The organism is Shewanella sp. 10N.286.48.B5 (genome assembly GCF_002874355.2).
Taxonomy (GTDB): Bacteria; Pseudomonadota; Gammaproteobacteria; order Enterobacterales; family Shewanellaceae; genus Shewanella.
In genome coordinates this window covers 3,012,311-3,037,740 of the sequence record NZ_MCVG02000001.1, presented here as the reverse complement: position 1 = coordinate 3,037,740, position 25,430 = coordinate 3,012,311, and the positions used below count along the sequence as shown (strand labels likewise).

16 protein-coding genes and 1 pseudogene are annotated in these 25,430 nt (G+C 41.0%); 8 read left to right on the top strand and 9 right to left on the bottom strand.

Features of this window, described 5'->3' with window-relative positions:
• The first annotated feature begins 88 nt into the window (after positions 1–88).
• The 3 genes from gcvT to gcvP all read left to right on the top strand — a co-directional run bounded on the left by gcvT (position 89) and on the right by gcvP (position 4,779).
• Entirely contained in the window at positions 89–1,183 is a 1,095-nt protein-coding gene (gene gcvT / locus BCU57_RS13010; RefSeq protein ID WP_102435700.1) for a glycine cleavage system aminomethyltransferase GcvT, read from the top strand.
• Positions 1,184–1,310: 127 nt separating this feature from the next.
• Positions 1,311–1,700: a glycine cleavage system protein GcvH gene (gcvH, locus tag BCU57_RS13005; RefSeq protein ID WP_076539644.1), complete on the top strand. Its 390-nt coding sequence runs from the start codon at positions 1,311–1,313 to the stop codon at positions 1,698–1,700.
• Positions 1,701–1,875: 175 nt separating this feature from the next.
• Positions 1,876–4,779, top strand: a complete 2,904-nt coding sequence (gene gcvP, locus BCU57_RS13000; protein ID WP_102435698.1) for an aminomethyl-transferring glycine dehydrogenase — start codon at positions 1,876–1,878, stop codon at positions 4,777–4,779.
• Positions 4,780–5,133: 354 nt separating this feature from the next.
• Here gcvP and BCU57_RS12995 read toward each other — a convergent pair whose 3' ends face one another.
• The 3 genes from BCU57_RS12995 to BCU57_RS12985 form a co-directional block, all read right to left on the bottom strand.
• Positions 5,134–6,864: an ATP-binding protein gene (locus BCU57_RS12995; RefSeq protein ID WP_102435696.1), complete on the bottom strand. Its 1,731-nt coding sequence runs from the start codon at positions 6,862–6,864 to the stop codon at positions 5,134–5,136.
• A gap of 9 nt (positions 6,865–6,873) precedes the next feature.
• Positions 6,874–7,887, bottom strand: coding sequence for an SIR2 family protein (locus BCU57_RS12990; protein WP_102435694.1), 1,014 nt, complete (start codon positions 7,885–7,887; stop codon positions 6,874–6,876).
• 309 nt (positions 7,888–8,196) lie between these two features.
• Positions 8,197–8,664, bottom strand: a complete 468-nt coding sequence (locus tag BCU57_RS12985; protein ID WP_241903437.1) for a DUF2726 domain-containing protein — start codon at positions 8,662–8,664, stop codon at positions 8,197–8,199.
• Positions 8,665–8,788: 124 nt separating this feature from the next.
• Between BCU57_RS12985 and BCU57_RS12980 the strand changes: the two genes are divergently transcribed.
• From BCU57_RS12980 to BCU57_RS12970, 3 genes are all read left to right on the top strand, one after another.
• Positions 8,789–9,766 (top strand): transposase, encoded by a 978-nt coding sequence (locus BCU57_RS12980; RefSeq protein WP_413211456.1) that lies wholly within the window; start codon positions 8,789–8,791, stop codon positions 9,764–9,766.
• Between the two features lie 236 nt (positions 9,767–10,002).
• The gene (locus tag BCU57_RS12975; RefSeq protein WP_241903436.1) at positions 10,003–10,503 is read left to right on the top strand and encodes a zf-TFIIB domain-containing protein; all 501 of its coding nucleotides are present in this window, start codon (positions 10,003–10,005) and stop codon (positions 10,501–10,503) included.
• Between the two features lie 231 nt (positions 10,504–10,734).
• Positions 10,735–13,467, top strand: coding sequence for a hypothetical protein (locus tag BCU57_RS12970; protein ID WP_102435686.1), 2,733 nt, complete (start codon positions 10,735–10,737; stop codon positions 13,465–13,467).
• Between the two features lie 429 nt (positions 13,468–13,896).
• Here BCU57_RS12970 and BCU57_RS12965 read toward each other — a convergent pair whose 3' ends face one another.
• A complete protein-coding gene (locus BCU57_RS12965) occupies positions 13,897–16,086 on the bottom strand; it encodes a malate synthase G (protein ID WP_102435684.1) in 2,190 nt (729 codons plus the stop codon).
• A gap of 217 nt (positions 16,087–16,303) precedes the next feature.
• Positions 16,304–17,254: a LysR family transcriptional regulator gene (locus BCU57_RS12960; RefSeq protein ID WP_102435682.1), complete on the bottom strand. Its 951-nt coding sequence runs from the start codon at positions 17,252–17,254 to the stop codon at positions 16,304–16,306.
• A 110-nt stretch (positions 17,255–17,364) separates the two neighbouring features.
• On the opposite strand from BCU57_RS12960, the gene BCU57_RS12955 reads away from it, so the two are divergent.
• The gene (locus BCU57_RS12955; protein ID WP_102435680.1) at positions 17,365–18,945 is read left to right on the top strand and encodes an isocitrate lyase; all 1,581 of its coding nucleotides are present in this window, start codon (positions 17,365–17,367) and stop codon (positions 18,943–18,945) included.
• Positions 18,946–19,093: 148 nt separating this feature from the next.
• Here BCU57_RS12955 and BCU57_RS12950 read toward each other — a convergent pair whose 3' ends face one another.
• The 4 genes and pseudogenes from BCU57_RS12950 to BCU57_RS12935 all read right to left on the bottom strand — a co-directional run.
• Entirely contained in the window at positions 19,094–20,020 is a 927-nt protein-coding gene (locus BCU57_RS12950) for a GGDEF domain-containing protein (protein ID WP_102435678.1), read from the bottom strand.
• Entirely contained in the window at positions 20,020–21,087 is a 1,068-nt protein-coding gene (locus BCU57_RS12945; RefSeq protein ID WP_102435676.1) for a B12-binding domain-containing protein, read from the bottom strand. The genes BCU57_RS12950 and BCU57_RS12945 overlap by 1 nt, the downstream gene beginning before the upstream one ends.
• A 484-nt stretch (positions 21,088–21,571) precedes the next feature.
• Positions 21,572–22,546 (bottom strand): methylenetetrahydrofolate reductase, encoded by a 975-nt coding sequence (locus BCU57_RS12940; RefSeq protein WP_102435674.1) that lies wholly within the window; start codon positions 22,544–22,546, stop codon positions 21,572–21,574.
• A 240-nt stretch (positions 22,547–22,786) separates the two neighbouring features.
• Positions 22,787–22,924, bottom strand: a pseudogene (locus BCU57_RS12935) (type IV pilin protein); the annotation flags it as partial.
• Positions 22,925–23,162: 238 nt separating this feature from the next.
• Here BCU57_RS12935 and BCU57_RS12930 point away from each other — a divergent pair.
• Positions 23,163–25,196 carry a TonB-dependent copper receptor gene (locus tag BCU57_RS12930; RefSeq protein WP_241903435.1) on the top strand — a complete coding sequence of 678 codons (2,034 nt, stop codon included), beginning with the start codon at positions 23,163–23,165 and terminating at the stop codon, positions 25,194–25,196.
• Positions 25,197–25,430: the final 234 nt, after the last annotated feature.

The window sequence follows — 25,430 nt, the reverse complement described above, 5'->3', positions numbered from 1 at the left end:
AAATTAACCCTGTGGGTATAATTTTGGCGCATTTATAAAATACCTTCATTAGTTTTACCCTCAGAAGGTTCATAAAAAAGAGATAATAATGGCTAATAAAACTGTACTCTTTAACAAGCACTTAGAATCAAATGGCAAGATGGTAGACTTCCACGGTTGGGACATGCCACTTAACTACGGTTCACAAATCGAAGAACATAACGCTGTGCGTCAAAACGCAGGTATGTTCGATGTATCACACATGACAGTGGTTGATGTGACGGGTACCGATGCTTGTGCATTTCTACGCAAATTATTAGCAAATGATATTGCTAAGCTTAAAGTTGCTGGCAAGGCGCTATACAGCGGCATGTTAGATGACAATGCTGGCGTAATTGACGACCTTATCACTTATTATCTTACCGATACCCATTACCGCGTTGTGGTTAACTCAGCAACTCGGGTAAAAGATTTAGCATGGATGGAAAAACAATCTGCAGGCTTTGAGGTGACGATTACTGAGCGCCCTGAACTTGCGATGATTGCCGTTCAAGGCCCTAACGCTAAAGCCAAAGCCGCCACTGTATTCAGCGCTGAGCAAAACGCCGCCGTTGAAGGCATGAAGCCATTCTTTGGCGTGCAAGCAGGTTCACTGTTTATTGCTACCACGGGTTACACCGGTGAAGTTGGCTACGAAATTATCGTACCTGAAGCAGAGGCAGAAGCATTATGGCAAGCACTACTCGAAGCAGGCGTACAGCCTTGTGGACTAGGCGCACGTGACACCCTGCGTTTAGAAGCAGGCATGAACCTTTATGGTTTAGATATGGATGAAACCGTTAACCCATTAGCCGCTAACATGGGCTGGACTATCGCATGGGAACCAAGCGAGCGCGACTTTATTGGCCGCGAAGCATTAACGGCTATTAAAGCCGCTGGACCTGACAAATTAGTTGGCCTAGTCATGGAACAAAAAGGCGTACTGCGTCACGGCATGCCAGTATTCTTTACTGATGCAGACGGCCTAGAGCACCAAGGCTCAATTACTAGCGGCACATTCTCGCCAACCTTAGGCTACTCAATTGCCATGGCAAGAGTACCCCAAGGCATTAGCGATACCGCTGAAGTGGAAATGCGCAAAAAGCGCGTAGCTGTTAAAGTAATAGCGCCAAGCTTTGTCAGAAATGGTAAACAGGCATTCTAACCAAAGTGTTATAAATGCTTGTATTGAAGTCACTGAATAATAAAAGTGTTGCTAATGAGGTTGTTAGCCAGCACTTAAATAACACTAACGATTACGCTTTAAATTTATAGATATAGGAATTACGACAATGAGCAACATTCCAGCTGAACTTAAATATGCATCATCTCATGAGTGGATCCGCAAAGAAGAAGACGGCACTTACACTGTCGGTATCACTGAGCATGCACAAGAGCTATTAGGTGACATGGTATTCGTTGAATTACCAGAAGTTGGCGACACAGTGACAGCCGGTGAAGATTGCGCCGTAGCTGAATCAGTAAAAGCTGCATCAGACATCTATGCACCGATTTCAGGTGAAGTAATTGCCGTAAACGAAGCATTAGAAGACTCACCAGAGCTAGTAAACAGCGAAGCATTTGGCGAAGGTTGGTTCTTCCGCGTTCAGCCTTCAGACGAAGCTGAAGTGGCTAACTTGTTAGACGCTGACGGTTACCAAGAAGTGATTGACGAAGAATAATCGTCGACGCTACTAGAAGCTCCCTTGGGAGCTTCTTTTGTTTTACCTTTAAATATTTAAAGGCATTAGCGATCCTTACGTCCCGCGTATAAGTATTGCATTACAACATTTTTTTCCTAGACCAGCTATTGATGCCCTACCGCAAAATACTGGCAGATTTGGAACACGATTTCTCATGACAAAGCAGACCCTAACTCAATTAGAGCAACACGAATTGTTTTTAAGCCGTCATATCGGCCCAAGCCAAACTCAACAGCAAGAAATGTTGAATTTTGTTGGCGCAGAATCGCTCGAAGACTTAACCGCACAAACAGTGCCTGGTTCAATTCGTTTACCGCAAGAATTGACCATTGGTGATTCATGTGGCGAAGCAGAAGGCACCGCTTACATCCGCGGCATAGCTGACAAAAACAAAGTCTTTAAAAGCTATATCGGTATGGGCTACTACGGTACAGAAGTACCCAATGTCATTTTACGAAACGTGTTTGAAAATCCGGGTTGGTATACAGCGTACACCCCGTACCAGCCAGAAATCGCCCAAGGCCGTTTAGAAGCCATTCTTAACTTCCAACAAGTGTCTATGGACTTAACTGGACTTGATCTCGCCTCAGCATCATTACTTGATGAAGCAACCGCCGCCGCTGAAGCAATGGCCATGGCCAAGCGCGTATCAAAAGCCAAAAAAGCCAACATCTTTTTCGTGGCAGACGACGTATTCCCACAAACATTAGACGTAGTGCAAACTCGCGCAGAATGCTTTGGTTTTGAAGTTATCGTTGGCCCAGCAAGCGAAGCCGCAAACTACGAGCTATTCGGCGCATTATTCCAGTACACTAACCGTTTTGGTGAAATCACCGACAACACTGAACTGTTCGCTAAGCTTGCTGAAAAGAAAGCGATTGTGACTGTTGCTGCTGACATCATGTCACTGGTACTGCTTAAGTCACCGGGTTCAATGGGCGCAGATATCGTATTTGGTAGCGCTCAGCGTTTTGGCGTACCAATGGGCTACGGCGGACCACATGCGGCATTCTTCGTTGCACGTGATGCACACAAACGTTCAATGCCAGGTCGTATTATTGGCGTATCAAAAGATACCCGCGGTAATAAAGCCCTGCGTATGGCGATGCAAACTCGTGAGCAACATATCCGCCGCGAAAAAGCCAACTCAAACATTTGTACAGCGCAAATCTTATTAGCCAATATGGCGTCGTTTTACGCGGTATTCCACGGCGCCGTTGGCCTTAAAAATATCGCCAGCCGTATTAACCGTTTAACAGACATCTTAGCCGTCGGCCTAAAAGCCAAAGGCGTTGAGTTAGTTAACAGCACTTGGTTTGACACCCTTTCATTATCAGGCCTTGATGTTGATGCGGTTAACGCACGTGCATTATCTGCTGAAATGAACCTACGTATCGACCACGACGGTATCGTCGGCATCAGCCTTGACGAAACCACCACCCGTGACGATATCGCTCAGTTATTTGATGTCATCTTAGGTGCTGACCACGGTCTAGATGTAGCAACACTCGACGCTGAAATCATTGGCGGCGCTGCTTTTGGCGAAGGCGAGGGATCAATTCCTGCTCATCTCATCCGTCACGACAAGATATTGTCTCACCCAACATTCAGTAGCTACCAAAGCGAAACTGAAATGATGCGTTACATCAAGCGTCTTGAGAATAAAGATTTAGCCTTAAATCACTCAATGATTTCGCTGGGTTCTTGCACCATGAAGTTAAACGCCGCCGTTGAAATGCTACCAGTAAGCTGGCCTGAATTTGCCAACATGCACCCATTCTGCCCGCTTGAACAAGCCCAAGGTTACACTCAGTTAATTAACGAATTGTCAGATTTTCTCGTTAACATTACGGGCTACGACGAAGTGTGTATTCAGCCAAACTCTGGCGCGCAGGGCGAGTACGCTGGCCTGTTAGCGATTAAGAAATATCACGAGTCTCGCGGCGAAGGGCACAGAGACATCTGTTTAATCCCCCAATCTGCTCACGGTACTAACCCCGCTTCTGCCCAGCTTGCTGGCATGAAAGTAGTCGTTACAGCCTGTGATAAAGACGGTAACGTTGATTTAGAAGACTTAAAAGCGAAAGCGGCAGAGCTTGCTGATAACTTATCGTGCATTATGATCACCTATCCATCGACCCACGGTGTGTATGAAGAATCAATCAGCGAAATCTGTGAAATCGTTCATCAACATGGCGGTCAAGTTTACCTTGATGGCGCTAACATGAACGCACAAGTAGGTCTTACATCACCGGGCTTTATCGGCGCTGATGTATCACACCTTAACCTACACAAAACCTTTGCTATTCCACATGGCGGCGGCGGACCAGGAATGGGCCCAATCGGCATTAAAAAGCATTTAGCGCCGTTTGTTGCAGGCCATAAAGTTGTCAAACCAGGCCGCGAAAGCGACCATAATGGCGCAGTATCAGCCGCGCCATACGGCAGTGCTAGCATCCTACCTATTAGCTGGATGTACATTAAGCTGTTAGGCACAAAAGGGGTTAAGCAATCAACCCAAATGGCGCTACTTAACGCTAACTATGTGATGAAGAAGCTGTCGGCCCATTACCCAGTATTATTTACTGGCCGTAATGACCGCGTAGCTCACGAGTGCATTATCGATTTACGTCCACTTAAAGAAGCATCTGGCGTCACTGAGATGGACATTGCTAAGCGTCTAAATGACTACGGCTTCCACGCCCCAACCATGAGCTTCCCTGTAGCAGGTACGTTAATGATTGAGCCAACAGAGTCAGAGTCAAAAGTAGAGCTAGACCGCTTTATCGAAGCGATGATCGCTATTCGTGGCGAGATTGCCAAAGTCGAAGCAGGCGAGTGGCCAAGCGATAACAACCCACTGCACAATGCACCACACACCATGGCAGACATTATGGATCCTGAGTTTGACTCACGTCCTTACAGCCGCGAAGTGGCCGTATTCCCAAGCGCAGCGGTTAAAGCGAATAAGTTCTGGCCAACGGTTAATCGTATTGATGATGTTTATGGGGATCGTAATTTGATGTGTTCGTGCGTCCCAATTTCTGATTACGAGTAAATAGCTACTTAACCTCAGTAATACTGCATCAGCCGCTATTTTTTGCTACTCATTGACAACAGTCAACTCCGTGGCAAAAAGCAGCGGCTTTTTTGTCTTACTTTCGGCAGTAACGCTATTTGATATGAGTGGGCTTGATGTAGGAGTGTGAGTGCTCATTGACAACATTCAACTCCGCACTAGAGCCTTCGGTTCGCCGCCGCAGAGCTACTTGAAAATGTAGCATCGCCAGCGACGCCATTATCGAGGTAGCTGGCTTTGTTTGAAGTTTAGGTATCGATCAAAGTAAAAAGCGACCTTAAGGTCGCTTTTTTGTTTTGGATTAAGTTTATTAATTTAATCCAATTACCATCATTACTGAATGTTTTGCTTACGCCAATTATCAATTGCAGTAGTTAATCTGTTAGCAGGTGTTGCTTCTTGCCACTCATTCCAAAAATCAACAGTACCACTATTAGGCTTATTTATAGGTTCATCGATTCTAATTCGACTTGGCAATAAACAAGCATCACCAACAACCAATGCCTCACCAGTATCTAATGTAGGGAGTATATCGCTAAACCCACCTAAGCTATCGGGTAGTAATTTCTTTACAACAGACTGATCATCGGAATTCGTTAGCCGCATAGATACAAAGTTACTGCATTGACTAAGCATCGTTTTGTTAACTTCTGAAGGACGTTGGCTAATAACAACAAGGCTAACACCATACTTTCGTCCCTCTTTAGCTATACGCTCAAAAATATCTAAAGAAATATCATCAGATGCTCCTGCTGCATTTCGCTGAGGCATATACAAATGGGCTTCATCACACATCAAGGCTACTGGATGTCTTAAGTCAGATGGTGTCCACTGTTGTAAAGAAAAAGCAATTCTAGCAACTAGGGATACAATAAGAGGTAATATATCTGATGGCACTTCAGAGAAATTTATTATTTTAATTCCTCCAGTACCGTTTTCTGTTGTACTGCCCATTAGCGCAGTTGTTAAGTTTTCTAACCAATCAAATTGCAACGTGTCAGCACCACCTTGAAAGAGAAACCCCAGCCTTCTATCTGACAGTTTATTTTCTAAACGAGCGATCATACGACTCAACTTACCGTTAAACTCACCAGCTTTGGTTGTACCAGCTCTAGCACCAGGTACTTGCTCAGTATTTATATCATTTAGTTCAGATATTAAATCTTGAATATCAAACGGCACCGGACTATCAACAGTAAAATTATCAAGTATATCTGTATGTCCGCCATCAGTGAGATATTTCTGCTTTGCTGCATTAACTTCTCTAGACATAATCATCGATTGGTTAGGAGCATTTTGGTCACTTCGTTCAACGAACATAGAAACAAGCGCTTCATAAGATAGTAACCAATATGGTAAGTAGATAGCACCGTCACTAAGTGTGCGGCCAGCTTCTATATCGGCAGGTCCAGCTACTTTAAAATGTTTGATACCTGCTTGGTTTAGTGGTTCATACTCACCATGTAAATCAAAAACTATTGCGTTAGAGGTTTCAAGATTGGCCATCTGCTCAATAATTTTTGCTGTAGTCCAAGACTTACCTGACCCCGTACTACCGCCTATAAAAGCATGTCGTTGAAAAAACTTGTTTCCGTTTAAGTATGCTGTGGCTTGGTCGTCAAGTGTGTATTGTCCCAACGTTAAAGAGGCAGCCTCATTGCCAACCCTCGATAGAATACGCATAAAGCCAGTCAAATTTTCGCCTTCTAAAGCAAAACAATTTGCGTCAATCTCAGGCACACTTTCTAATGTTCTTCTAAATATATTTGACTCAGCACCATCGCGATTCAAAAAAGTACCGATCAATGCGACTTTACAAAGGTTTAATTCATTAATCTCTTCTGGAGTGCTATCTTCTAATATTTCACCCGTTTTCTTTCTAGTAACTTGGCTTATCAAGCCTATTAGATGTTGGCCTTGCTTACTACTTTGCAATACAGCTAAGCGATTAACTTGTAGACGTTTTAATAGCTCTGAATTATCTACTTCGACAATAACTGTTGTTGTATCAACTGATATAACCTTACCTAAAACATCACCGTCTGAATAATTAAATAATGGCATACTTCCTCCTTAAAGAATTAAATTTAAATAACCTTGTAATGACCAATATTCTTCATTTACTGTGATAGGAGCATCAATCATGGATGAGTATATGATTGACTCACCATCATGGGTTCCTCGCTCTATTGCGATATAGTTTTCGATACCACTTTCAAATAAAAATGTCTTAGTAGCATCACTCAACTGATACGTTATTACTGTAATACTGGCTTTATCTCTTAAACATTTTTGAATGAGTTTTTCTTGTATGTGTTGATCGTTAAACCCAAAGCCAATTGCCAAATAACTATTAGCACTTTCTATAGCATGATCAGCCTTTGCAATAATGGTTCGAAATGGCTCTAAATGAGTAATGCGATACTTTTCGGTTCCTGGCGTTACTATTTGAGGAGTAAAATCACTAGGTATCTCTGTAACGTTACCGAACCCAACAACTTCACTTGTATTAGACTTAAACCAATCAAGTGAGCCATGCACTTTCCAAATATTAACTACTCTCTCACACCGTAAGTATTCAGGATCTTTTAATAAACGCCTAAAACCATGAGAAAAACCTGTGTAATGGTGAAATCCTTCTTGTTCACATGAATACTCACCTAATCGATCATAGTTTGTCGTTATAATATCGATAGATGTAGCAGTACTTTTAAAATAGTCAGCCAATAAGCGACCTAAAGGAAAAAAATTACGTACACGCAAAGAATGATCAAAGACATCTAAATCTTCAGGCGTTATCAATGACCAGGTATTCCTAACAACTTCACTCGTCAATCTGTCTGATAAGTTGACTTGATGCAGTGCAGATTCTAAATCGACATTAGTATCAAGAAGGGTGACAAATTTATCCCATTCAATACTTTCTTCCGGCTCTAAGGTTGAGTTATCTACGCTAATTTTAAGATAATCTGCTAATGCGCCCATACCTGACATACCGAAGGCTGCTGACGCACCACTGCCTAAGATAATTGCAGGGGATTGGGAATAATAATTTTGAGATTGTTTGTAATAATCGAAAGTTGGCATGATTACCCTAATATTCAAAATTGGAGCAATTAATAAGTGGAGCAAGAGTAAACTTTTCACTTTGTGCTTGTGTGGTTCAAATGAACTAGCTTTTACAAGCGAATGATTGGCTTCTTCTTCCCTGAAAGGCGTTCTCTTATTGGATTAAGAGCTTGGCCTGCGTTTTTTTATTGGTTATACAATAAGCTATTTTTTTAACCAATTGCAATGGGGTAGCGCACTGTTTTACCCGAAAGTTTGAAATTAAATCATTTAAAAAGCAGGGTGTTACAATATGTATCGTTAATTGTGTTTTGGTGGTACAGATTGCTAAAGGTTACCTTTGATTTCAGGCGTTAAAGACTGCTCTATGACTTGTTTTACTTCTTGCACCGAATATCTCGCTTTGGCTGGAAATCGTATGAGCGGTAGTTGGGCACTTTCACAAGCTTCATTAATGAGTGCATCACGTTTTTGAGCTTGTTTGCTGTTATGGCTTTTATCATCTAGCTCTATGGCTGCAACAAACTCCATGGTGTTGGGTTTACACAATATGTAGTCGAAGTGCTTGGCTGAAATTCGATTAAATGCGGTTTGCCAATTGCTACGGTTTAAGTCTTTTTCTGGGGTAAGCACATCGGCAACTCGTACTTTGGCAAATACACGATATTGATCTGCACAGGCGGTATCAAGTACGCCTAAAAATGAGCGTTCTGCATGGCTGAATAACTTGGTTTTACGGCGATAATTTAATTGCTGAGGGCGGCTAATAAAGGCGATAAATAGTCTAATAAGCACGATAAATACAAACGAATAACATGGCCACCCACTTTAAACGAATAACATGGCCACCCACTTTAAGTGGCTAAATTATCAACACTGTACTAGGCTTTGGATATTGCTTAATAATCGGTGATAGATGATGGCCAGACCAAGAGAAACACTCGTGAGTTTAGAAGATACGCCTTACTACCACTGCTGTTCTAGAGTGGTGCGTAAAGCCTTTCTATGTGGTTTTGATGCAAGCTCTGGTGATAACTATGAGCATCGCCGTGAGTGGGTTGATTCTCGGATATTAGAGCTTGCGACGATTTTTGCCATTGATATTTGTGCTTATTCGGTGATGAGTAATCATTTACATGTGGTGCTAAAAGTGGATATTGATACCGCCAAAAACTGGTCTGATTTCGAGGTGCTTACCCAATGGCATAAAGGCTTTAAAGGCACATTGCTGACCAATAAGTTTGTTAAAGGTGAAGTGCTTAATGAGTTTGAGTTACAGGCTGTGAATGACTGTATTACTCAATACCGACTACGCTTGACTGATATCAGTTGGTTTATGCGTTCACTGTGTGAACCTATTGCCCGAATGGCCAATAAAGAAGATAACTGCACTGGTCGATTTTGGGAAGGGCGCTTTAAATCCCAAGCATTATTAGATGAAGCTGCAGTACTTGCGTGCATGGCCTATGTGGACTTAAACCCTATCCGCGCCAAGATGGCTACAACCCCTGAAAGCTCCGATTACACCAGCATTCAGCGCCGGATCAACTCAGCCATGAAAGGTGAGCAACCCGCGGAGTTACTGCCTTTTGTGGGCAATGAACGTTTGGATATGCCTAATGGTTTGATGTTTAGCGTCAAAGATTACATTGTGCTGGTTGAAGATACAGGGCGGATTATTCGTGATGACAAACGCGGTGCTATAAGCGCGAGTAGCCAGGATATTCTCAATAGATTGAATATTCCTGCTGAAAACTGGTTAAAAATCACTACTGAGTTTGGTGCATTATTTAAAGGAGCTGTAGGGGCGTTACCTGCATTAACTGAATATTGTGAACATCTAGAGCGCAAGCGGCGACAAGGTGCAGCTAACTGTCAGCGATGGTTGTGCGCTTAATAAATCATTTCTTAATTTCAAGTAAAAGTATTCCCCACTTGATTGATATCAAGCTTTTCTGCTGGATTGAATTTAGTTTATGACTTAATTTTGGCGATTAATTATGAAATTTTCAGTCCTTTGGCAGGGTTCATCCCTTCAGTAAATGATTGTTGGTGTTAGCAACTTAAAATGAAAAGCGTTATGTTATAACTTCAAAATAATGGGTGGCTATGTATTTTTTTAAAGGAATTATTATGAAGTGTCCAAGAACGGAATCAAACTTAAAACAAATCAAAGTAGGCGGTATCGCCGTCGATATTTCACAAGCTTGTGGTGGTGTCTTTTTTGATAATCATGAATTAGCTCACTTTGATGAGCAGCATGAAAAGCGTGGAACTGTGTTAATCGACCATCTAGCGCAATTTTCCCCGCCAGCATTAGATTACTCTAAAAGAATTAATTGCCCTAAATGTACTGATATTGTCATGGCTAGACAGTTTTATAGCCCTAAGCATCAAATAGAAATTGATATTTGCCCAGGATGTGGCGGCATTTGGTTTGATTATGGTGAGCTCGCTAAATTACGCGGCTTATTTCCACATCAATCAGATAGAGAGCAGGCTGGAAAAGATTTTGAAAAAAACATGCTAGAAGATCCAATGTACCAAGCTTACTTCACTCAAATTGAACAAAAGCAATCGCTTGCTAAAAAATTGAATCGCTTCTCTCAATTTATCAATACAAGAATATTTTAATAATCCATGATTCAAATCAATGGGAGATTCTTACCCTGACTCAGTTCTTCCGCTAGTAATTTATAGGTGGAGCAACCCAATAACCAAAACAATATGCACATAGTCCAAAGAAATTAGCCAATTAAATACCCTTCGCCGCACATTGTAATTTTTTTGTTAAATGGCTAGTATTGCCACCTGATAATTTGTCATCATGACGAATGGATGAACTTGAAGTAAAAGGATTTTATTATGTTAATCAGAACTGTCTGTATTTTTGTCACATTTTTACTTGTGGCATGCGGAGGGGGTGGGGACTCTGAGAGTTCTCCTGCGACTCCAACCATTCCGACTATTACTAACCATATACAAGGCAGATGGTTACTAAAAATTCCAGATACTGAATGTATTGAAACATTTATTTTCAATGATGACCTTTCGTCGAAAATAATATCTAGTCAACAAGTCACAACCGCTATTTATCAATTTCAATCTCAAGTTAACTCTGGGACAAAACACCCTTTAACAATTAATTTTACCCATTCAAACTTATTGCCAGATTGCGAGGGCAATACCCAAGATCTTGCAGGAAATAGCCTTTCCGTCTTTGTAGACTTTAATGATGAGTTCGAAATGGAGTGGTATGAAGATGCTGAACATAGTGCTCCGTTAGTTACATTTATTAAAGAGCCTGAAATTACACTTTCTCAGCTTCCTGAAATAGTAAGCTATGGTGAAGTTATGAGGGTTAAAGTCGAAACGACTCCCGATTTAGGTGTACTACCCGAGCTGCTTTACGGCCCCAATGGCATGACAATTTCTGCTGACGGCACTCTCAACTGGGAGGCTCATTCAATTGCCTTTTCAGCAGAACAAGAAATCAAGTTTTCACTTACAATTCCTAATTACGGAGTGACTAAGCAATTCTCAATAAAACAAAAGTCTGACGCCGCATTAAATGTCTACTCAGAATTATCAACTTCTGGCAAAGAAAGGGATATTTCAATAGCTAATTTTTTGTCTTTAAATAAAAAACAAATCTTGATACTTAAGAATAATAAACAAATTGCACTATTGGACAAAAATGGTGAAGAGTATACACAACAGTGGTCTTATCCTTATCATCTAGATGCCTTAAAGCTCAGTCACTATGATTTTGAAGGTGATCGGCTTAATCATATAGTGGTAATGAATAGTGACCAAATTTTATCTATCGACCCAAATACAAACAAAAAAAGTGTCATTGTCGAAATAGAAAAATTTGAAGAGTCTCATATCCTAAGAGACAAGAAATTTGTCGACTTTTCAATTGCAGATTTAAATGATGATGGTCATGCCGAAATAGTTTTAATCATAGCTTGCAAAGATTGTGGCAACACACCTAATCACGACTTATGGGTGTGGGATACAGGATCAAACTCGATAAGCTCACTTTATGATCTGAATTCTCAGCCATCCGAGGTACAAATCGGTAGTATTATCGACAAGAATTTAAAGCATATTTTGTTAGATGATGGCTTAGTATTTGATAATGAACTCAAAAAATTAAATTGGTTACATGCTGACTCTGAAAATACATTATTCACTTTAGCTGATATTGATGGCAATGAAATAGAAGAAATTATTTCATACAACAAGCAAGAGCAATCCATTGAAATGCTAAAATATGGAGAAAGCTCACCTATTACTCATTTAGCCATAGAAGAAGATATCTGCAGTCTGCATGTAACACCTCTAAAAAGCATTGTTACTGGACCATGTTCAAGTTACGGCGGGAATATGAACTCCTATTCAAGTGAGAAATTAGAGCTTCAATGGAGTGAGTTATCGAACCACACAAACAATATTATTTCAGCAGTTACTGAAAACTCAGGTGAAGTTGAGCTCTTGAGATCAGGTAATAGTTCAATTAGCTCATTTAAATTAACTCCATACCCAGAAGTTGTATGGGGCTTAAATTATTCTACTGCTAGTACAAACTACCATACCGCAGGGAATATCGTAGAAGGTGGAAGCTTTAAAGCACTGTTTTATTCTCCTCAACACAATTGGAACCTATACAGTGTTTCTGAAAATGGTCAAAAAGAAAAAAATAACCTTTACAAGTTAGAGAACGGAATAAATGGTTCCATCCATGCAATTGACATTTTTGATGCCAATTTAGACGGTGTTAATGAAGTGATAATTAATACTAAATATGAAGAAGGTTTTACTCTGTTTGCACAAGAGCTAGCATCCGAAGTTTTACTCTGGGAGAAGTCGTTTAGCCAAAACTCTGAAAGATATGTAAGCTCAGTAGAAATGGAACATGCTGATATTAACAACGATGGTTATAATGATTTAATTGTTGTTAACAGTGAACAACTCTATGTAGAAGACTTAGTAAATCAAACTGTACTCTGGGATTATAAACCTACAGAAGTGTCCACCATTTTAGATGCTGACTTTTCTAGAAATAAAGAAGGAACCTTGATTGCAGTTGTGGCAATAGAAAAACGTGATTCGAACTACCACCTCTTCAATTCAACAGAACAATTCAAGTTTATAGATGGAGCATTCGTACCGGCAAGTACAGCATCACTTTTATGTAGTAAAATAGTGCTGATTAATCAAGCGACTAATATAGCTTGTTTATCTTCCCATGGCTCACCATATGGTAATAGTACCGAACTGTTAATACTTGATAACTCGCTAACTCAAATCAATTCCTTTTTCATAGATGGTGAGGTGACTAATATCTTACAACCTCAGGATTCAGATAATTTACTAATAAGTAGTTGTGATAGCGGAGAAATAGGTTTAAGTAATAACCCCAATTGTACGTTATCAATGCGCTCTGTTAATTCAGGAGATATCATTTGGCAAACACCAAGGTTGTTAGGTGCAATAACAACAAATTCAATTGAATACATGCCTTCTAAAGATGGCTCAAAACCGCGCCTTAGCTTCGCGACAAAAAATGCTATGTATATGGTTGAGCTATAGTCTCTATAATTTACAAACCCGAAAGCTCACTCATCTTTTAAGTAAAGCGAACCATCAAGGCTCGCTAACTTGTCTGATGAACAACTGGGAAAGTAATTTTTGTTTTCAGCCCCTAAACCACCTACTTCAGTAGGTGGTTATAATCTAAGTTAACTTTCCCCTTCATTTTCACAATTCTAAATTCATATCGATATTTGTTTTACTGATAGAATCAATAATAACATTGCCATTAATTAACATGGCCACCCACTCCGAGTGGCTGAATATCTAACGATCTCCTTTGCTTTCAATCAGTGGGTGCCGTTAAGGTGAGCGTAGGCTTAATCTCATCCCCCAACTTGAACATTCAAAAAAGCCCTAATCTTTGCAAGATCAGGGCTTATTGATTGAGTGACTACATAAACACAGAGCTAGTATTAACGCTAAAGATTAACCTGCTTTAGCTTGGATCCTGTATGCATGTAGTAAAGGCTCTGTATAACCAGAAGGTTGCGATTTACCTTTAAATATAAGGTCGCAAGCCGCTTTAAAGGCTATGCCGTCAAAATTAGGGGCCATATTAATGTACAGTGGATCGCCTGCATTTTGAGCATCTACCACTGCAGCCATTTTTTTCAGTGCCGCCATCACTTCTTCTTCACTGCATAAGCCATGTTCAAGCCAATTAGCTAAGTATTGCGACGAGATCCGCAAAGTCGCTCTGTCTTCCATTAAACCTACATTATTAATATCAGGCACTTTCGAGCAACCGACGCCTTGGTCAATCCAGCGCACCACATAGCCCAGTATACCCTGAGCATTATTTTCTAGCTCAAAGGTAATTTGTTGCTGGGTTAATGTTGTCGTGTCATCAAGCAATGGAATCGTCAACAAGTCATCGATGCTAGCACGCTTACGATGCTTAAGTTGCTGTTGAACTTCCGCCACATTTATTTGATGATAATGGATAGAATGCAGTACGGCACCATTGGGCGATGGTACCCAAGCCGTGTTTGCCCCCGCTTTTGGGTGAGCCACTTTTTGTTCTAGCATAGCAGCCATTTCATCTGGCATCGGCCACATACCCTTACCAATCTGAGAGCGACCTTGTAAGCCACATTCAAGTCCAATATCGACATTCCAGTCTTCATAAGCCTTAATCCATTTTTGCTGCTTCATCACAGATTTGGGGACAAAGGCGCCCGCTAACATTGAGGTATGGAGTTCGTCACCGGTACGGTCAAGAAAGCCGGTATTAATAAAGACAACGCGCTGTTGCGCGACCCTGATACACTCTTTTAAGTTGAGTGTGGTTCTGCGCTCTTCATCCATAATGCCGACTTTAATGGTATTACGGGGGAGGTTGAGTGCATCTTCTATCTTGGTAAATAAGTCACAAGTAAATTGCACTTCTTCTGGGCCATGCATTTTAGGTTTGACAATATTCACCGATCCTTTGCGGCTATTACTGCGACCATTATTGTTACCTTTAAGGTCATGCATAGCGGCAAGCACAGTGATCATGCCATCCAATATTCCTTCTGGTACTTCATTGCCATGTTTATCTAGTACGGCATCAATCGTCATCAAGTGGCCAACATTACGTACAAAGAGTAAGCTTCTGCCGGGTAACGTTACGGTGTTAGCGTCTGTACTAGCATTAACATTAGCAGCGGTATAAACCCTATCATCATTAAGCTCTCTAAGGATTTGTTTACCATTTTTAGTCAGTGAGGCAGCTAAGTTACCTTGCATCAAACCTAACCAATTGCGATAAACTTCAACTTTGTCTTCAGCATCAACCGCAGCAACAGAGTCTTCGCAATCCATAATGGTGGTAACAGCGGCTTCAACTAACAAGTCTTTTACGCCAGCACTATCGCTGCTGCCAATAACACTGTCTGGATCAATTTGGATCTCAATATGCAAACCATTATTAACCAGCAAAATCGCACTCGGCGCATCTGCACTACCTTGGTAACCGACACACTTTTGTGCTTGGGTTAAGCTTGTGATTGTGCCATCAGTTAACTGCATACGTAGTTGGCCTGCATCAATATAATACCGCGTTACATCAGCATGGCTGCCTTGCACTAATGGGGCTGCGGTATCTAAGTGATGTTTTGCAAATGCGATAACTTTATTGCCCCTTATGGGGTTGTATTGTTTGGTCAGCTCGGCGCCGTCTTGTTGTGATATGGCATCAGTACCATATAGCGCATCATATAAACTGCCCCAACGTGCATTGGCGGCGTTAAGGGCAAAACGTGCATTTTTTACTGGCACAACTAATTGTGGCCCAGCTTGCGCTGCAATTTCATGATCGACATTTTCAGTGCTAATTTTAAAATCGTCACCCTCAGGTACTAGGTAGCCGATTTCGGATAGAAAAGCTTTGTATTGGTCTGGGTTAACGTCTTTAGCTGGGTGCTTTGTATGCCATTGATCAATTTGTTGCTGCAATTGCTGCCTTTTTTCTAACAAGGCCACATTAATGGGAGCAAATTCGGTAATGATGTCCTCAAATTTTGCCCAGAAAGTTGCTGAATCAATGCCTGTACCTGGACAAATGTCACTATCGACCAGTTGCCACAATGCTTGTGCTACTTGTAATCCACCTACTTGAATACGTGCTGTCATGTTTATCCCTACCTTTAATTCCTGTGCGCTGAACTTAAAAACCACTCAAATCTATTATTAATCGTTAATTCGCAGCAAGACTTTACTCTATATCAAATTAAGCTTATTTATCCAATTTATACTTGTTATCACCAATATTCATCAAATCTATGGTGAAACACCCTTTTTTGGTTAATTTGCAACGTATCAGTAATTAAAAATCAAAATAACAACAAGATTAAACGTCGCCTCTATTTATTTCATCTGCCGTTTTAGTGATTAATTGGCGCATCCATTGATGTGCTGGATTATGTTGAAGCAAGGGGCTCCAAGCCATAGTTAATGCAATGGGTGGAATAATAAATGGCGGCGGAACAATACTCACCCGATCATTATTGTTGTGATGACGAGCCATCTTACTTGGTATGGTTGCGATCAAATCCTGTTGCTCAGCCAACAAACACGCGGCTTGGTAATGGCGAGTAAAAACCGTGATTTGCCGTTTTACGCCAATTCGAGTTAATGCTTCATCCACCCAACCTAAGCGCTGAACATCAGCAGGATCCATCCCTACACCAACGCCCATTCCGGTTTTACTCACCCACACGTGTTTGGCTTGCAAATAACTGTCTAAAGAAAACTTGTGTAAAACTGGATTCGTCTTACTAATCAAGCAGCTGAAGTCGTCATTCCACAAAACTTTCTGGTGAAATGATTGCGGAATAGTGTCGAATCGATTGATCACCATATCGACTCTTCCTTGTTCTACATCAGGGAAACTGACATCACTTGGGGTCATGATGTCTAAAATAATGTTGGGTGCTTGAGTCCGAAGTTTTGCAATTAGCGGAGGTAGTAAGGTCGCTTCAGCATAATCACTAGCCATTACTCGAAAGACTTTGTCACTTTCTTGTGGGTCAAATTTGGCGCGAGGCTGTACGGCTTTTTCTAGCCCGATAATCAAGGTACTGATTATGGGTTGCAACTCTTTAGCACGTTCTGTCGGCGTCATGCCCTGACTGGTGCGAATAAGTAAGGGATCATCAAACAAGGTTCTTAAGCGTTTTAGGCCGTTACTCATTGCAGGCTGGCTAATACCAAGTTGGTCAGCTGCTTTAGTTACATTTCTTTCACGTAGCAAAACATCTAAATAAACAAGGAGGTTCAAGTCGATACGAGATACATTCATAAGATGAATACCGAAAATAGTAAGTATAAATTAGACTTATTTAACCAAATCTAACTATTATTTTCAACGTAATCATTTGCCGCTAATCAATTTGTTAAAGGAATATACACATGACTAACTACAGAAGTAATATCGATGAAGCTGCTACCTTGATTAATTCAGAAGGTAGTGCATGGAATGCCATCAACCCAGAATCAGTCGCTCGTATGCGTCTACAGAATCGTTTCCAAACTGGGTTAGACATCGCAAAGTACACTGCTAAGATTATGCGTGAAGACATGGATAACTACGATAAAGATTCATCGCAGTACACTCAGTCTCTAGGTTGCTGGCATGGTTTTATTGGCCAACAAAAAATGATCTCTATTAAAAAGCATCTTTTAACCACCAAACGTCGTTACTTATACCTTTCGGGTTGGATGGTTGCAGCACTGCGCAGTGAGTTTGGTCCATTACCTGACCAATCAATGCATGAAAAGACCTCTGTCGCTGCGTTAATTAAAGAGCTATACACTTTTCTACGTCAAGCTGACGCACGTGAATTGGGTGGCCTGTTCAGCCAATTAGATAATGCCAGCGAGTCAGAAAAAGCGGCGATTCAAGACAAAATTAATAACTTCGAAACCCATGTTGTACCGATTATTGCTGATATTGACGCAGGTTTTGGTAACGAAGAAGCCACTTACTTGATGGCAAAGCAGATGATTGAAGCCGGTGCTTGTTGTATTCAATTAGAAAACCAAGTGTCTGATGTAAAACAGTGCGGCCACCAAGATGGTAAAGTGACCGTCCCCCATGTTGAATTTTTAGCGAAAATTAATGCGGTTCGTTATGCCTTTTTAGAATTGGGTATTGATGACGGTGTGATTGTTGCCCGTACCGATTCACTAGGTGCTGGTCTAACACAAAAAATTGCCGTAACCAATGAAGCTGGTGACTTAGGTGATAAATACAATAGTTTCCTTGAAGTGGAAGCGGTTGATGCAGCAACACTTAAAAATGGCGATGTGGTATTCCAACAAGGTGGAAAGTTGGTAAAACCTGCTCGTCTACCCAATGGTTTATTTAAGTTCCGTGCGGGTACGGGTGAAGAGCGCTGTGTACTTGATTGTATTACTTCACTGCAAAATGGTGCTGACTTACTGTGGATTGAAACTGAAAAGCCTCATGTATCTCAAATCGGCGGCATGGTTAACGAAATCCGTAAGGTGGTACCTAACGCTAAACTTGTGTATAACAACTCACCATCGTTTAACTGGACACTTAACTTCCGTCAGCAAGTATTTGATGCAATGCAAGCAGCAGGACAAGACGTTTCAGCTTACAACCGCGATCAATTAATGAGTGTTGATTACGATACAACTGAGCTTGCTATTCAAGCTGATGAAAAAATTCGTACTTTCCAAGCTGATGCTGCACGTGAAGCGGGTATTTTCCATCACCTTATCACGCTACCAACGTATCATACCGCAGCACTATCAACTGATAACTTGGCTAAAGAGTACTTCGGTGACCAAGGCATGTTGGGTTATGTTGCTAATGTTCAACGTAAGGAAATCCGTCAAGGTATTGCCTGTGTTAAACACCAAAACATGGCAGGTTCTGATATGGGTGATGCACATAAAGAGTACTTCTCTGGTGACCAAGCGCTTAAAGCGTCAGGTAAAGACAACACAATGAACCAGTTTTAACGACTCGTTTTACAAACGATAGCAAGTGTTAAACTCGCTATCGTTTACACCAAAAAGCCTGAAGTATCGCTTCAGGCTTTTTTTATATTTTAATTTCCCGAACTAAATCACTTGGGTCAGTCTCTGAAAATAACATGGGCAGCCATGATTAATGGCTTGTTGCCGTTTCAGGGCTTAAGGCAATGTATTTATTTCTGCCACTGTTTTTCGCCATGTAACATGCATCATCTGCTCGTTGAATAAGTTTGTTAATATCTTCGTTTTTATCCCACTGGGTAATGCCGATTGAAAGGGTATTTACTCTGTCCATTGATGCAATTTTGAGCGCTCTGCAATTTTCTAGGATACGGTTAGCTAATGTGAACGAATCAGTTAACGATTGCCCTGTAAGGACAACGACAAACTCTTCTCCTCCAAAGCGAGAAATAACATCTTCAAGCCTAAGGGTCTTTTTAAGCATACTTGCTATCGCCACAAGTAGTTTATCTCCGATATTATGCCCCCAATTATCATTAACCGATTTGAAAAAATCTAAATCAATAAAGAACAGGGTTATCTCCATGTTTTGTCGTTTGGCTAACGACAACCTGGGATTCATGATGTCAAAAAATGCTCGTCGGTTTAGCAAGGATGTCAGCGGGTCTTCACGTGCGATTTTTTCTATGTCTTTGTGGGCTTTAATAAGTTGCCGTTTTTCGCGACGAAGCTGAAAATTGAGTTGCGCCATTAGATTACTAAGACTGCTAATTTCTTCAATTAGCTTTTCATCTTTTAGCTCCAATATTTCAGCAATACAATAGAACGAGGACTCCATTTTACGAAACGAACATAAAAGCCCTTCACCTTTTGTGGTTTTAAGTAGTTGCGGATCTGAGTCAAGGTCTATTATTTGTGTCACTCGAGGGGCACCGACAAAAAATTCATGCCAATTGTTTGTTTCAGATAGAAAAATAGCAAACAGTATGCGAAAGCCCCGGTTGTAACTGATTAATGTGCCATCGTAAGCAAACTCAGCGATAGCCAATACGTGCGAATTTTCTGCGATATCTATTGCAAGTTCACTGGGGATATTCATTAAGCTAACCAGGTGTTGAGCTTTTGAATCGCTTCTTTGTAATCGCTGGTGATGAAATCGGCTTTAAGCACTTCTTGCGGTTCATGGAAAAAAGACAGCGCTTGACCGCCTACAATGGTTTTAATATTTGGGTATAAGGCGTCGATTTCTTGGAGGAGCTCTCGAGCCCTTTTGATATTGTAAGGCATGGTAACGCTGATGATTACGGCTTTAGGTGACTCATTTGTAATATAATCAAGAATGGCATCTTTAGGTGCGTCGGCACCAAGATAGGTTGTATCCCATTCATTTGCTTCTAACGCTGTGGCAACCATCCATGAGCCAATTTGGTGTTGTTCAGATGCCGCGCAAGTTACCAATATCTTTGGTTTAGTTATTTCTGGAAGGTCTAGGTGCATTAGCAGCCCAGTGAGCACACGATTGGTAATGGCTGTGGCTAAATGTTCGGTGGATACTGATACGTCACCATTTTGCCAAAGCAAACCTATTTGATAGAGAGCGGGCTGAGCCTCATTATTAAAAAAACGCTCAAAGTCTTCCCATGTAGTGACTTTATTGAATGCATAGCTGTAGGCGTTACGGTGATCACCTGTAATAATATAGTGGAGAAAGGGGTTATCCATTGCAATAAACTCTTCTTCTCGGTTGCCTTTTATTAGGCTACAGCACTCATCATGGGCCCTAAGCATCCAATCGTATATTTGCACTAATTGTGCAGCCTCAATTGGTGGAATTGTCTTTAAAATCAATTGCTGCCATTTTTCTAGTTCTTCTTTAAAGTAGAGAAATGGCACCCCTTGAGAATGATAAGCCTGATAGACCCAGGGAAGTGCTTTCACTAAAGCGGTTCCATCACGGGATTCAATAACCTGGGAGATAAACCCAAGGTGGTTGCGGTGATTATTGATTAATAAGTCCAGCGAATTGCCATTTAAAAAACGACTTTGCTCGGGCTTTGAAATCCAGCGATTAATTTCTACCAGCATTTCTTCACCGAATTGACAATATGCATTAATGGCATTGTCAGTCACTGTGGCAAGTAGTGTATTGAGTTTTTGGCTATCCATAGTTAGTCCTCAATTGAACAGATACAAATTGAACTTATGCGCAAGGTTAAAAGTCGACAAAACCTAATGCTATTATAGTCATAATAAAGCTCATTGCTGGTTATCATTAAAGCAAAAGTAGTAAAAAATTAGGCAAGTTTAAGTGATGACTGTGCCTTTGTTTGAAATGCTTTGATGAGATAACTAAGGGCCTTTAGCGCCGCAAGTCGGTGTTGGTAAATGCTTCGACTTAGCAAGCACCTTGCTGACTTATAGGCTAACACTTGACCTTTAACCATTACTGCTAATTTACAGTTATCCCCCCATATTTAATTCAACAATAACTGATATTATTGGTTTTTTTCAATATTTAATTGTGGTTTATGTGATTTTTTAGAGTCAATATAAGCGCTTATGGCTAAGCCATTTGTTACTGGCGCTTGACGCTGAAAGCTTGCCTTATGGCGGCTATTAACACCATAGGGCAAGATTTTATCGCTGAGGACTATTTATTTAGCACAAATTGATCAATTTGATTTTGGGCTAAGGCTTGATCCATGGTGCCCTTTAGCAGTTTGTACATCAAAATCGAGGCATCAATCTCAGTTTTACGGTTAGTTAAACTTTCAATATTGAGCCCTAATGGAATATTAAGCGGTATAACCGCGGCTAAAATTTTCAGCAGGTTACTGTGATTAATCTTAATTGACTCATACAGAGGATCTTCTGCCGACAAAATACGCTGGCTGGTAGCTTCGGGTACCGACACACCTAACCAGTTGATAAATTCTAAGGTTTTAGCACTGCCGCAAGGTGAAAATGTCAGGATGATGCGATTAGGCTTGATATTGTTTAACGCACATTCTTTGGCGTAGCTGGTTAACATATCAATGGTTGCTTGGGCGTTATACACCGCCTGAGTGATGTAGTATTCACAGCCTTGGTTTGATTTACCTAACAGGCGAATATGTTCATTTTTTTTACTTAAATGGCGCTCTGCAATGGCCACGCCACCAAGGTAGAATGCTTGAGAGTGCGCCGCTAATACGCGGTAAGCGTCATTTAATGGTAATGAACTTGCAACCTGAGTCGATGGGGATCCCACTAATACCAAGTCTCTGACATTATTTTGATACCAAGCGCGGGACAACCACTCACTAAAGCCCTGTTCATCAAGACCGGCAACGCTCTTATAAGCAATAACTGGCTTGCCTGACTTTTGATTGATTAGCTGAGCGTAAGTACCAGAATCATGAGTGGCTTTAAAGGGAAAAGGCCTTGGGGTATCAATGCGGCTGGTTTCATCCTGAATATCGTAGATGATCAAACCATCAAAGTTTATCTCATCAAGGCGAGCTAACAATTTATCAGCGATAATACTGACCGATTCAAAATCAGTATCGATTTTTGGTGGGGTTGTACCAATAAAATAGATCCCACGGTGATGATCGGATGAACGCTGTTTTAATGATTTTTTCATGTTTAGCCGTCTAGATGGATGTTATCTCCATTGTGTCTTAAATTTTGACCCTTGTTAAGGCCGAAAAAGGGTATTTTTTGAAATAATTAATAACCACTTAAATTAGTCGGCGATAAGTTTTAACTCAGATGATTTTATCTGTCTGTGGGTTTGAATATAGAGCAAGCAGAGTCACATTTTCCCTATTAGTTGTGGTTAATGTACTTGGCTGAGGAGGTGACTTTATTGAGTTATCGCTGCGCCGTTTAATGCCGCAATTCTGGCATCGGTTGATAAATTGATGAATTTAGGTGCGGCAGTTACCGCTAGAATGGCAAGAATAATGATAACGACTACGAGCTCAATTAAGGTAAAACCCTTATTATGGTTAAGCGCCATGGCTCAAAAATCCATTTATTCAGTTTATTATTTGGCAGCGATGTTATTTCAAATGGGCTGCTACCCCTACTTATCTACTTGAATAAAAGGTTTTTTATTTATAAGAGTTTAGTATTTTTGACCTCCCTTTAATTAGCCTGTGACATAGTGTCGCAGTTTGTTGGTTTTAAGTTGAAACCTGTTCTGGTTAATTTATAAATGTCCGCACAAATATTATAGGTTTGTCATAGGACTGTTTATGTACCACTCTAAATTGATGATTTCTATCGCTGTCGCTTTAGGTTTTTTACCCACTTCCTTCGTTCAAGCCACTGAGGCTAATCCCACAGACACTCAGGCTGTTGAAACCACCCAAGAAAAAAAACACAAGCAGCACTGCGATAATAAAAGCTGTGATGACTACCTTGTGGTGACTGGGGAGTTAATGCGCGATCCTGCCAAAGTTGTCACCGATCCCAAAAAGCCCAGATTACCGCTGCCCGCTTATGACGGTGCAGGTTACTTAAAAACCATCCCCGGTTTTAGTATCGCCAGAAAAGGCGGCGCAGGTGGCGACCCTTCTTTAAGAGGCATGGGCGGTTCACGCATCAGTATTGTTGATGATGGACAGCATGTTTATGGCACCTGTGGCGGACGTATGGATCCGCCAACAGCTTATATTTATCCAGAAGCCTATGATGCCATTACAGTGATTAAAGGCCCACAAACAGTAAAATATGGCCCAGTAGGTTCCGCAGGGACGGTATTATTTGAAAAAGATCGCCATAGCTTTAGTGAGAAAAGCCTTGAAGGTCGCGCCAGCGTAACCGGTGGCAGTTTTGGCCGTAAAGATTACTTAGTCGAAATAAAAGCAGGTACTGAAACCCATTACATTGATTTTGATGCTAATAAGTCTAAAAGCGATCATTATCAAGACGGTGATGGTACCACCATTCAATCCCTTTATGACCGTAATAATTACAATTTTGCTTTAGGTTGGACCCCCGACGAGTCAACCGTGGTTGAGCTTGCTTATGGCAGCTCAAGCGGTGAGGCTGAGTACGCTGACAGAACCAATAAAGCTCGTGTGATCGATAATGAAAATGTCACCTTTCTGCTGCAAAAGGATGTTGATTTTTACTGGCTGAATAATATTGATTTTCAGTTATATAGTAATGAAAACGATCACGTTATGGATCAGTTTGACCGCGGCGTAAATGCAGGCACTAATGTCAGACGAAAAACCGCAGGTGGTCATTTATGGTTTGATATTTCAGCCAATGAAAAATGGGAAACCATTGTCGGGCTTGACTATATGGACAGTAAGCACAAAGGACGCAGCATCAATCAAGCAGAAGATAATGGCCTAGATGATTTATTAGCAAAACCCTTTATGCAGGACATGGCTTATATCAATACCGGCTTATTTGTTGAATCAAGTTATCAGCTTAACCAAGGTAAAATCTTGACGGGGCTAAGAATGGATCAATGGCAAACCAGTTTATATGTGGCCCAGCAAGGCAGCCGTGATGATGACTTATTCAGTGGCTTTGTTCGCTACGAGTTTGAGACTGATAAAAGCCAATATTATATTGGCGGCGGCCATGCCCAACGTATTCCTGACTATTGGGAGTTCATGAAGGCAGACAATAATGATTTGTCACTTAAGGCATTTGATTTAGATGCTGAAAAAACCACCCAGCTTGATGTTGGCTGGATTTATCAAGACGATATTGAAATATCCACGGCGTTTTATTACGGCAAAGTGGCAGACTACATCTTAATTGATGCTAATACTGCCAAGACCGCAGCTTACAATATTGATGCAACGATTTGGGGCGGCGAATTAGGCCTGCTATATCCATTTACTGATCAATGGTCGGCGCAAACCACCGTCAGTTATAGCCATGGTGAGAATGACACTGACAATACACCACTAGGGCAAATATCCCCTTTAGAGGGTCGTATTTCAGTGAATTATGAAGCTGAAAATTGGACCGCTGGGTTATTTTGGCGGATGGTTGCGGCGCAAGATAGAGTCGCAATAGGTCAAGGTAATATCTCAGGACAAGATCTGGCTGAAAGCAGTGGTTTTGGCACATTGGCCATCAATGGCTCTTGGAAGCATGATGATATTTTAGTGAGTTTTGGTATTGAGAACTTATTTGATATTACCTATGCCGAACATGTTAGTCGCTCTGGAGCGGGTAATGACATTCCTGGTAGTTCACCACTATTTCAAGTTAATGAGCCGGGTCGAACCGCTTGGGTAAAACTTGATTACAATTTTTAATAAAAACCGGCAGGCTTGTTACATTTAATAAGCCTGCATCATTGCCCACTTTGGGTGAAACCTCTGCTTTAATGCCTGATACAGCCGCCGACAAACTTGTCCCTAGCTGCAATACATTGCTTTTATTCACATAACCTATGTAAAGCTATGCAAAGTTACCCTTTGGCAGTTTTCTTTATAAAGTGATCTAATTAAAATCAATCACGTAACATCTAAATAATATTAAATCATATT

Excerpts from the sequence above, each read along its gene's own strand:
- BCU57_RS12970 (WP_102435686.1), top strand. The coding sequence starts at position 10,735 with ATGTTAATCAGAACTGTCTGTATTTTTGTCACATTTTTACTTGTGGCA.
- BCU57_RS12980 (WP_413211456.1), top strand. The coding sequence starts at position 8,789 with ATGGCCAGACCAAGAGAAACACTCGTGAGTTTAGAAGATACGCCTTAC.
- BCU57_RS12950 (WP_102435678.1), bottom strand. The coding sequence starts at position 20,020 with ATGAATATCCCCAGTGAACTTGCAATAGATATCGCAGAAAATTCGCAC.
- gcvH (WP_076539644.1), top strand. The coding sequence starts at position 1,311 with ATGAGCAACATTCCAGCTGAACTTAAATATGCATCATCTCATGAGTGG.
- BCU57_RS12945 (WP_102435676.1), bottom strand. The coding sequence starts at position 21,087 with ATGGATAGCCAAAAACTCAATACACTACTTGCCACAGTGACTGACAAT.
- BCU57_RS12995 (WP_102435696.1), bottom strand. The coding sequence starts at position 6,864 with ATGCCATTATTTAATTATTCAGACGGTGATGTTTTAGGTAAGGTTATA.
- BCU57_RS12960 (WP_102435682.1), bottom strand. The coding sequence starts at position 17,254 with ATGAATGTATCTCGTATCGACTTGAACCTCCTTGTTTATTTAGATGTT.
- BCU57_RS12955 (WP_102435680.1), top strand. The coding sequence starts at position 17,365 with ATGACTAACTACAGAAGTAATATCGATGAAGCTGCTACCTTGATTAAT.
- BCU57_RS12975 (WP_241903436.1), top strand. The coding sequence starts at position 10,003 with ATGAAGTGTCCAAGAACGGAATCAAACTTAAAACAAATCAAAGTAGGC.
- BCU57_RS12940 (WP_102435674.1), bottom strand. The coding sequence starts at position 22,546 with ATGAAAAAATCATTAAAACAGCGTTCATCCGATCATCACCGTGGGATC.
- BCU57_RS12965 (WP_102435684.1), bottom strand. The coding sequence starts at position 16,086 with ATGACAGCACGTATTCAAGTAGGTGGATTACAAGTAGCACAAGCATTG.
- gcvP (WP_102435698.1), top strand. The coding sequence starts at position 1,876 with ATGACAAAGCAGACCCTAACTCAATTAGAGCAACACGAATTGTTTTTA.
- gcvT (WP_102435700.1), top strand. The coding sequence starts at position 89 with ATGGCTAATAAAACTGTACTCTTTAACAAGCACTTAGAATCAAATGGC.
- BCU57_RS12930 (WP_241903435.1), top strand. The coding sequence starts at position 23,163 with ATGTACCACTCTAAATTGATGATTTCTATCGCTGTCGCTTTAGGTTTT.
- BCU57_RS12990 (WP_102435694.1), bottom strand. The coding sequence starts at position 7,887 with ATGCCAACTTTCGATTATTACAAACAATCTCAAAATTATTATTCCCAA.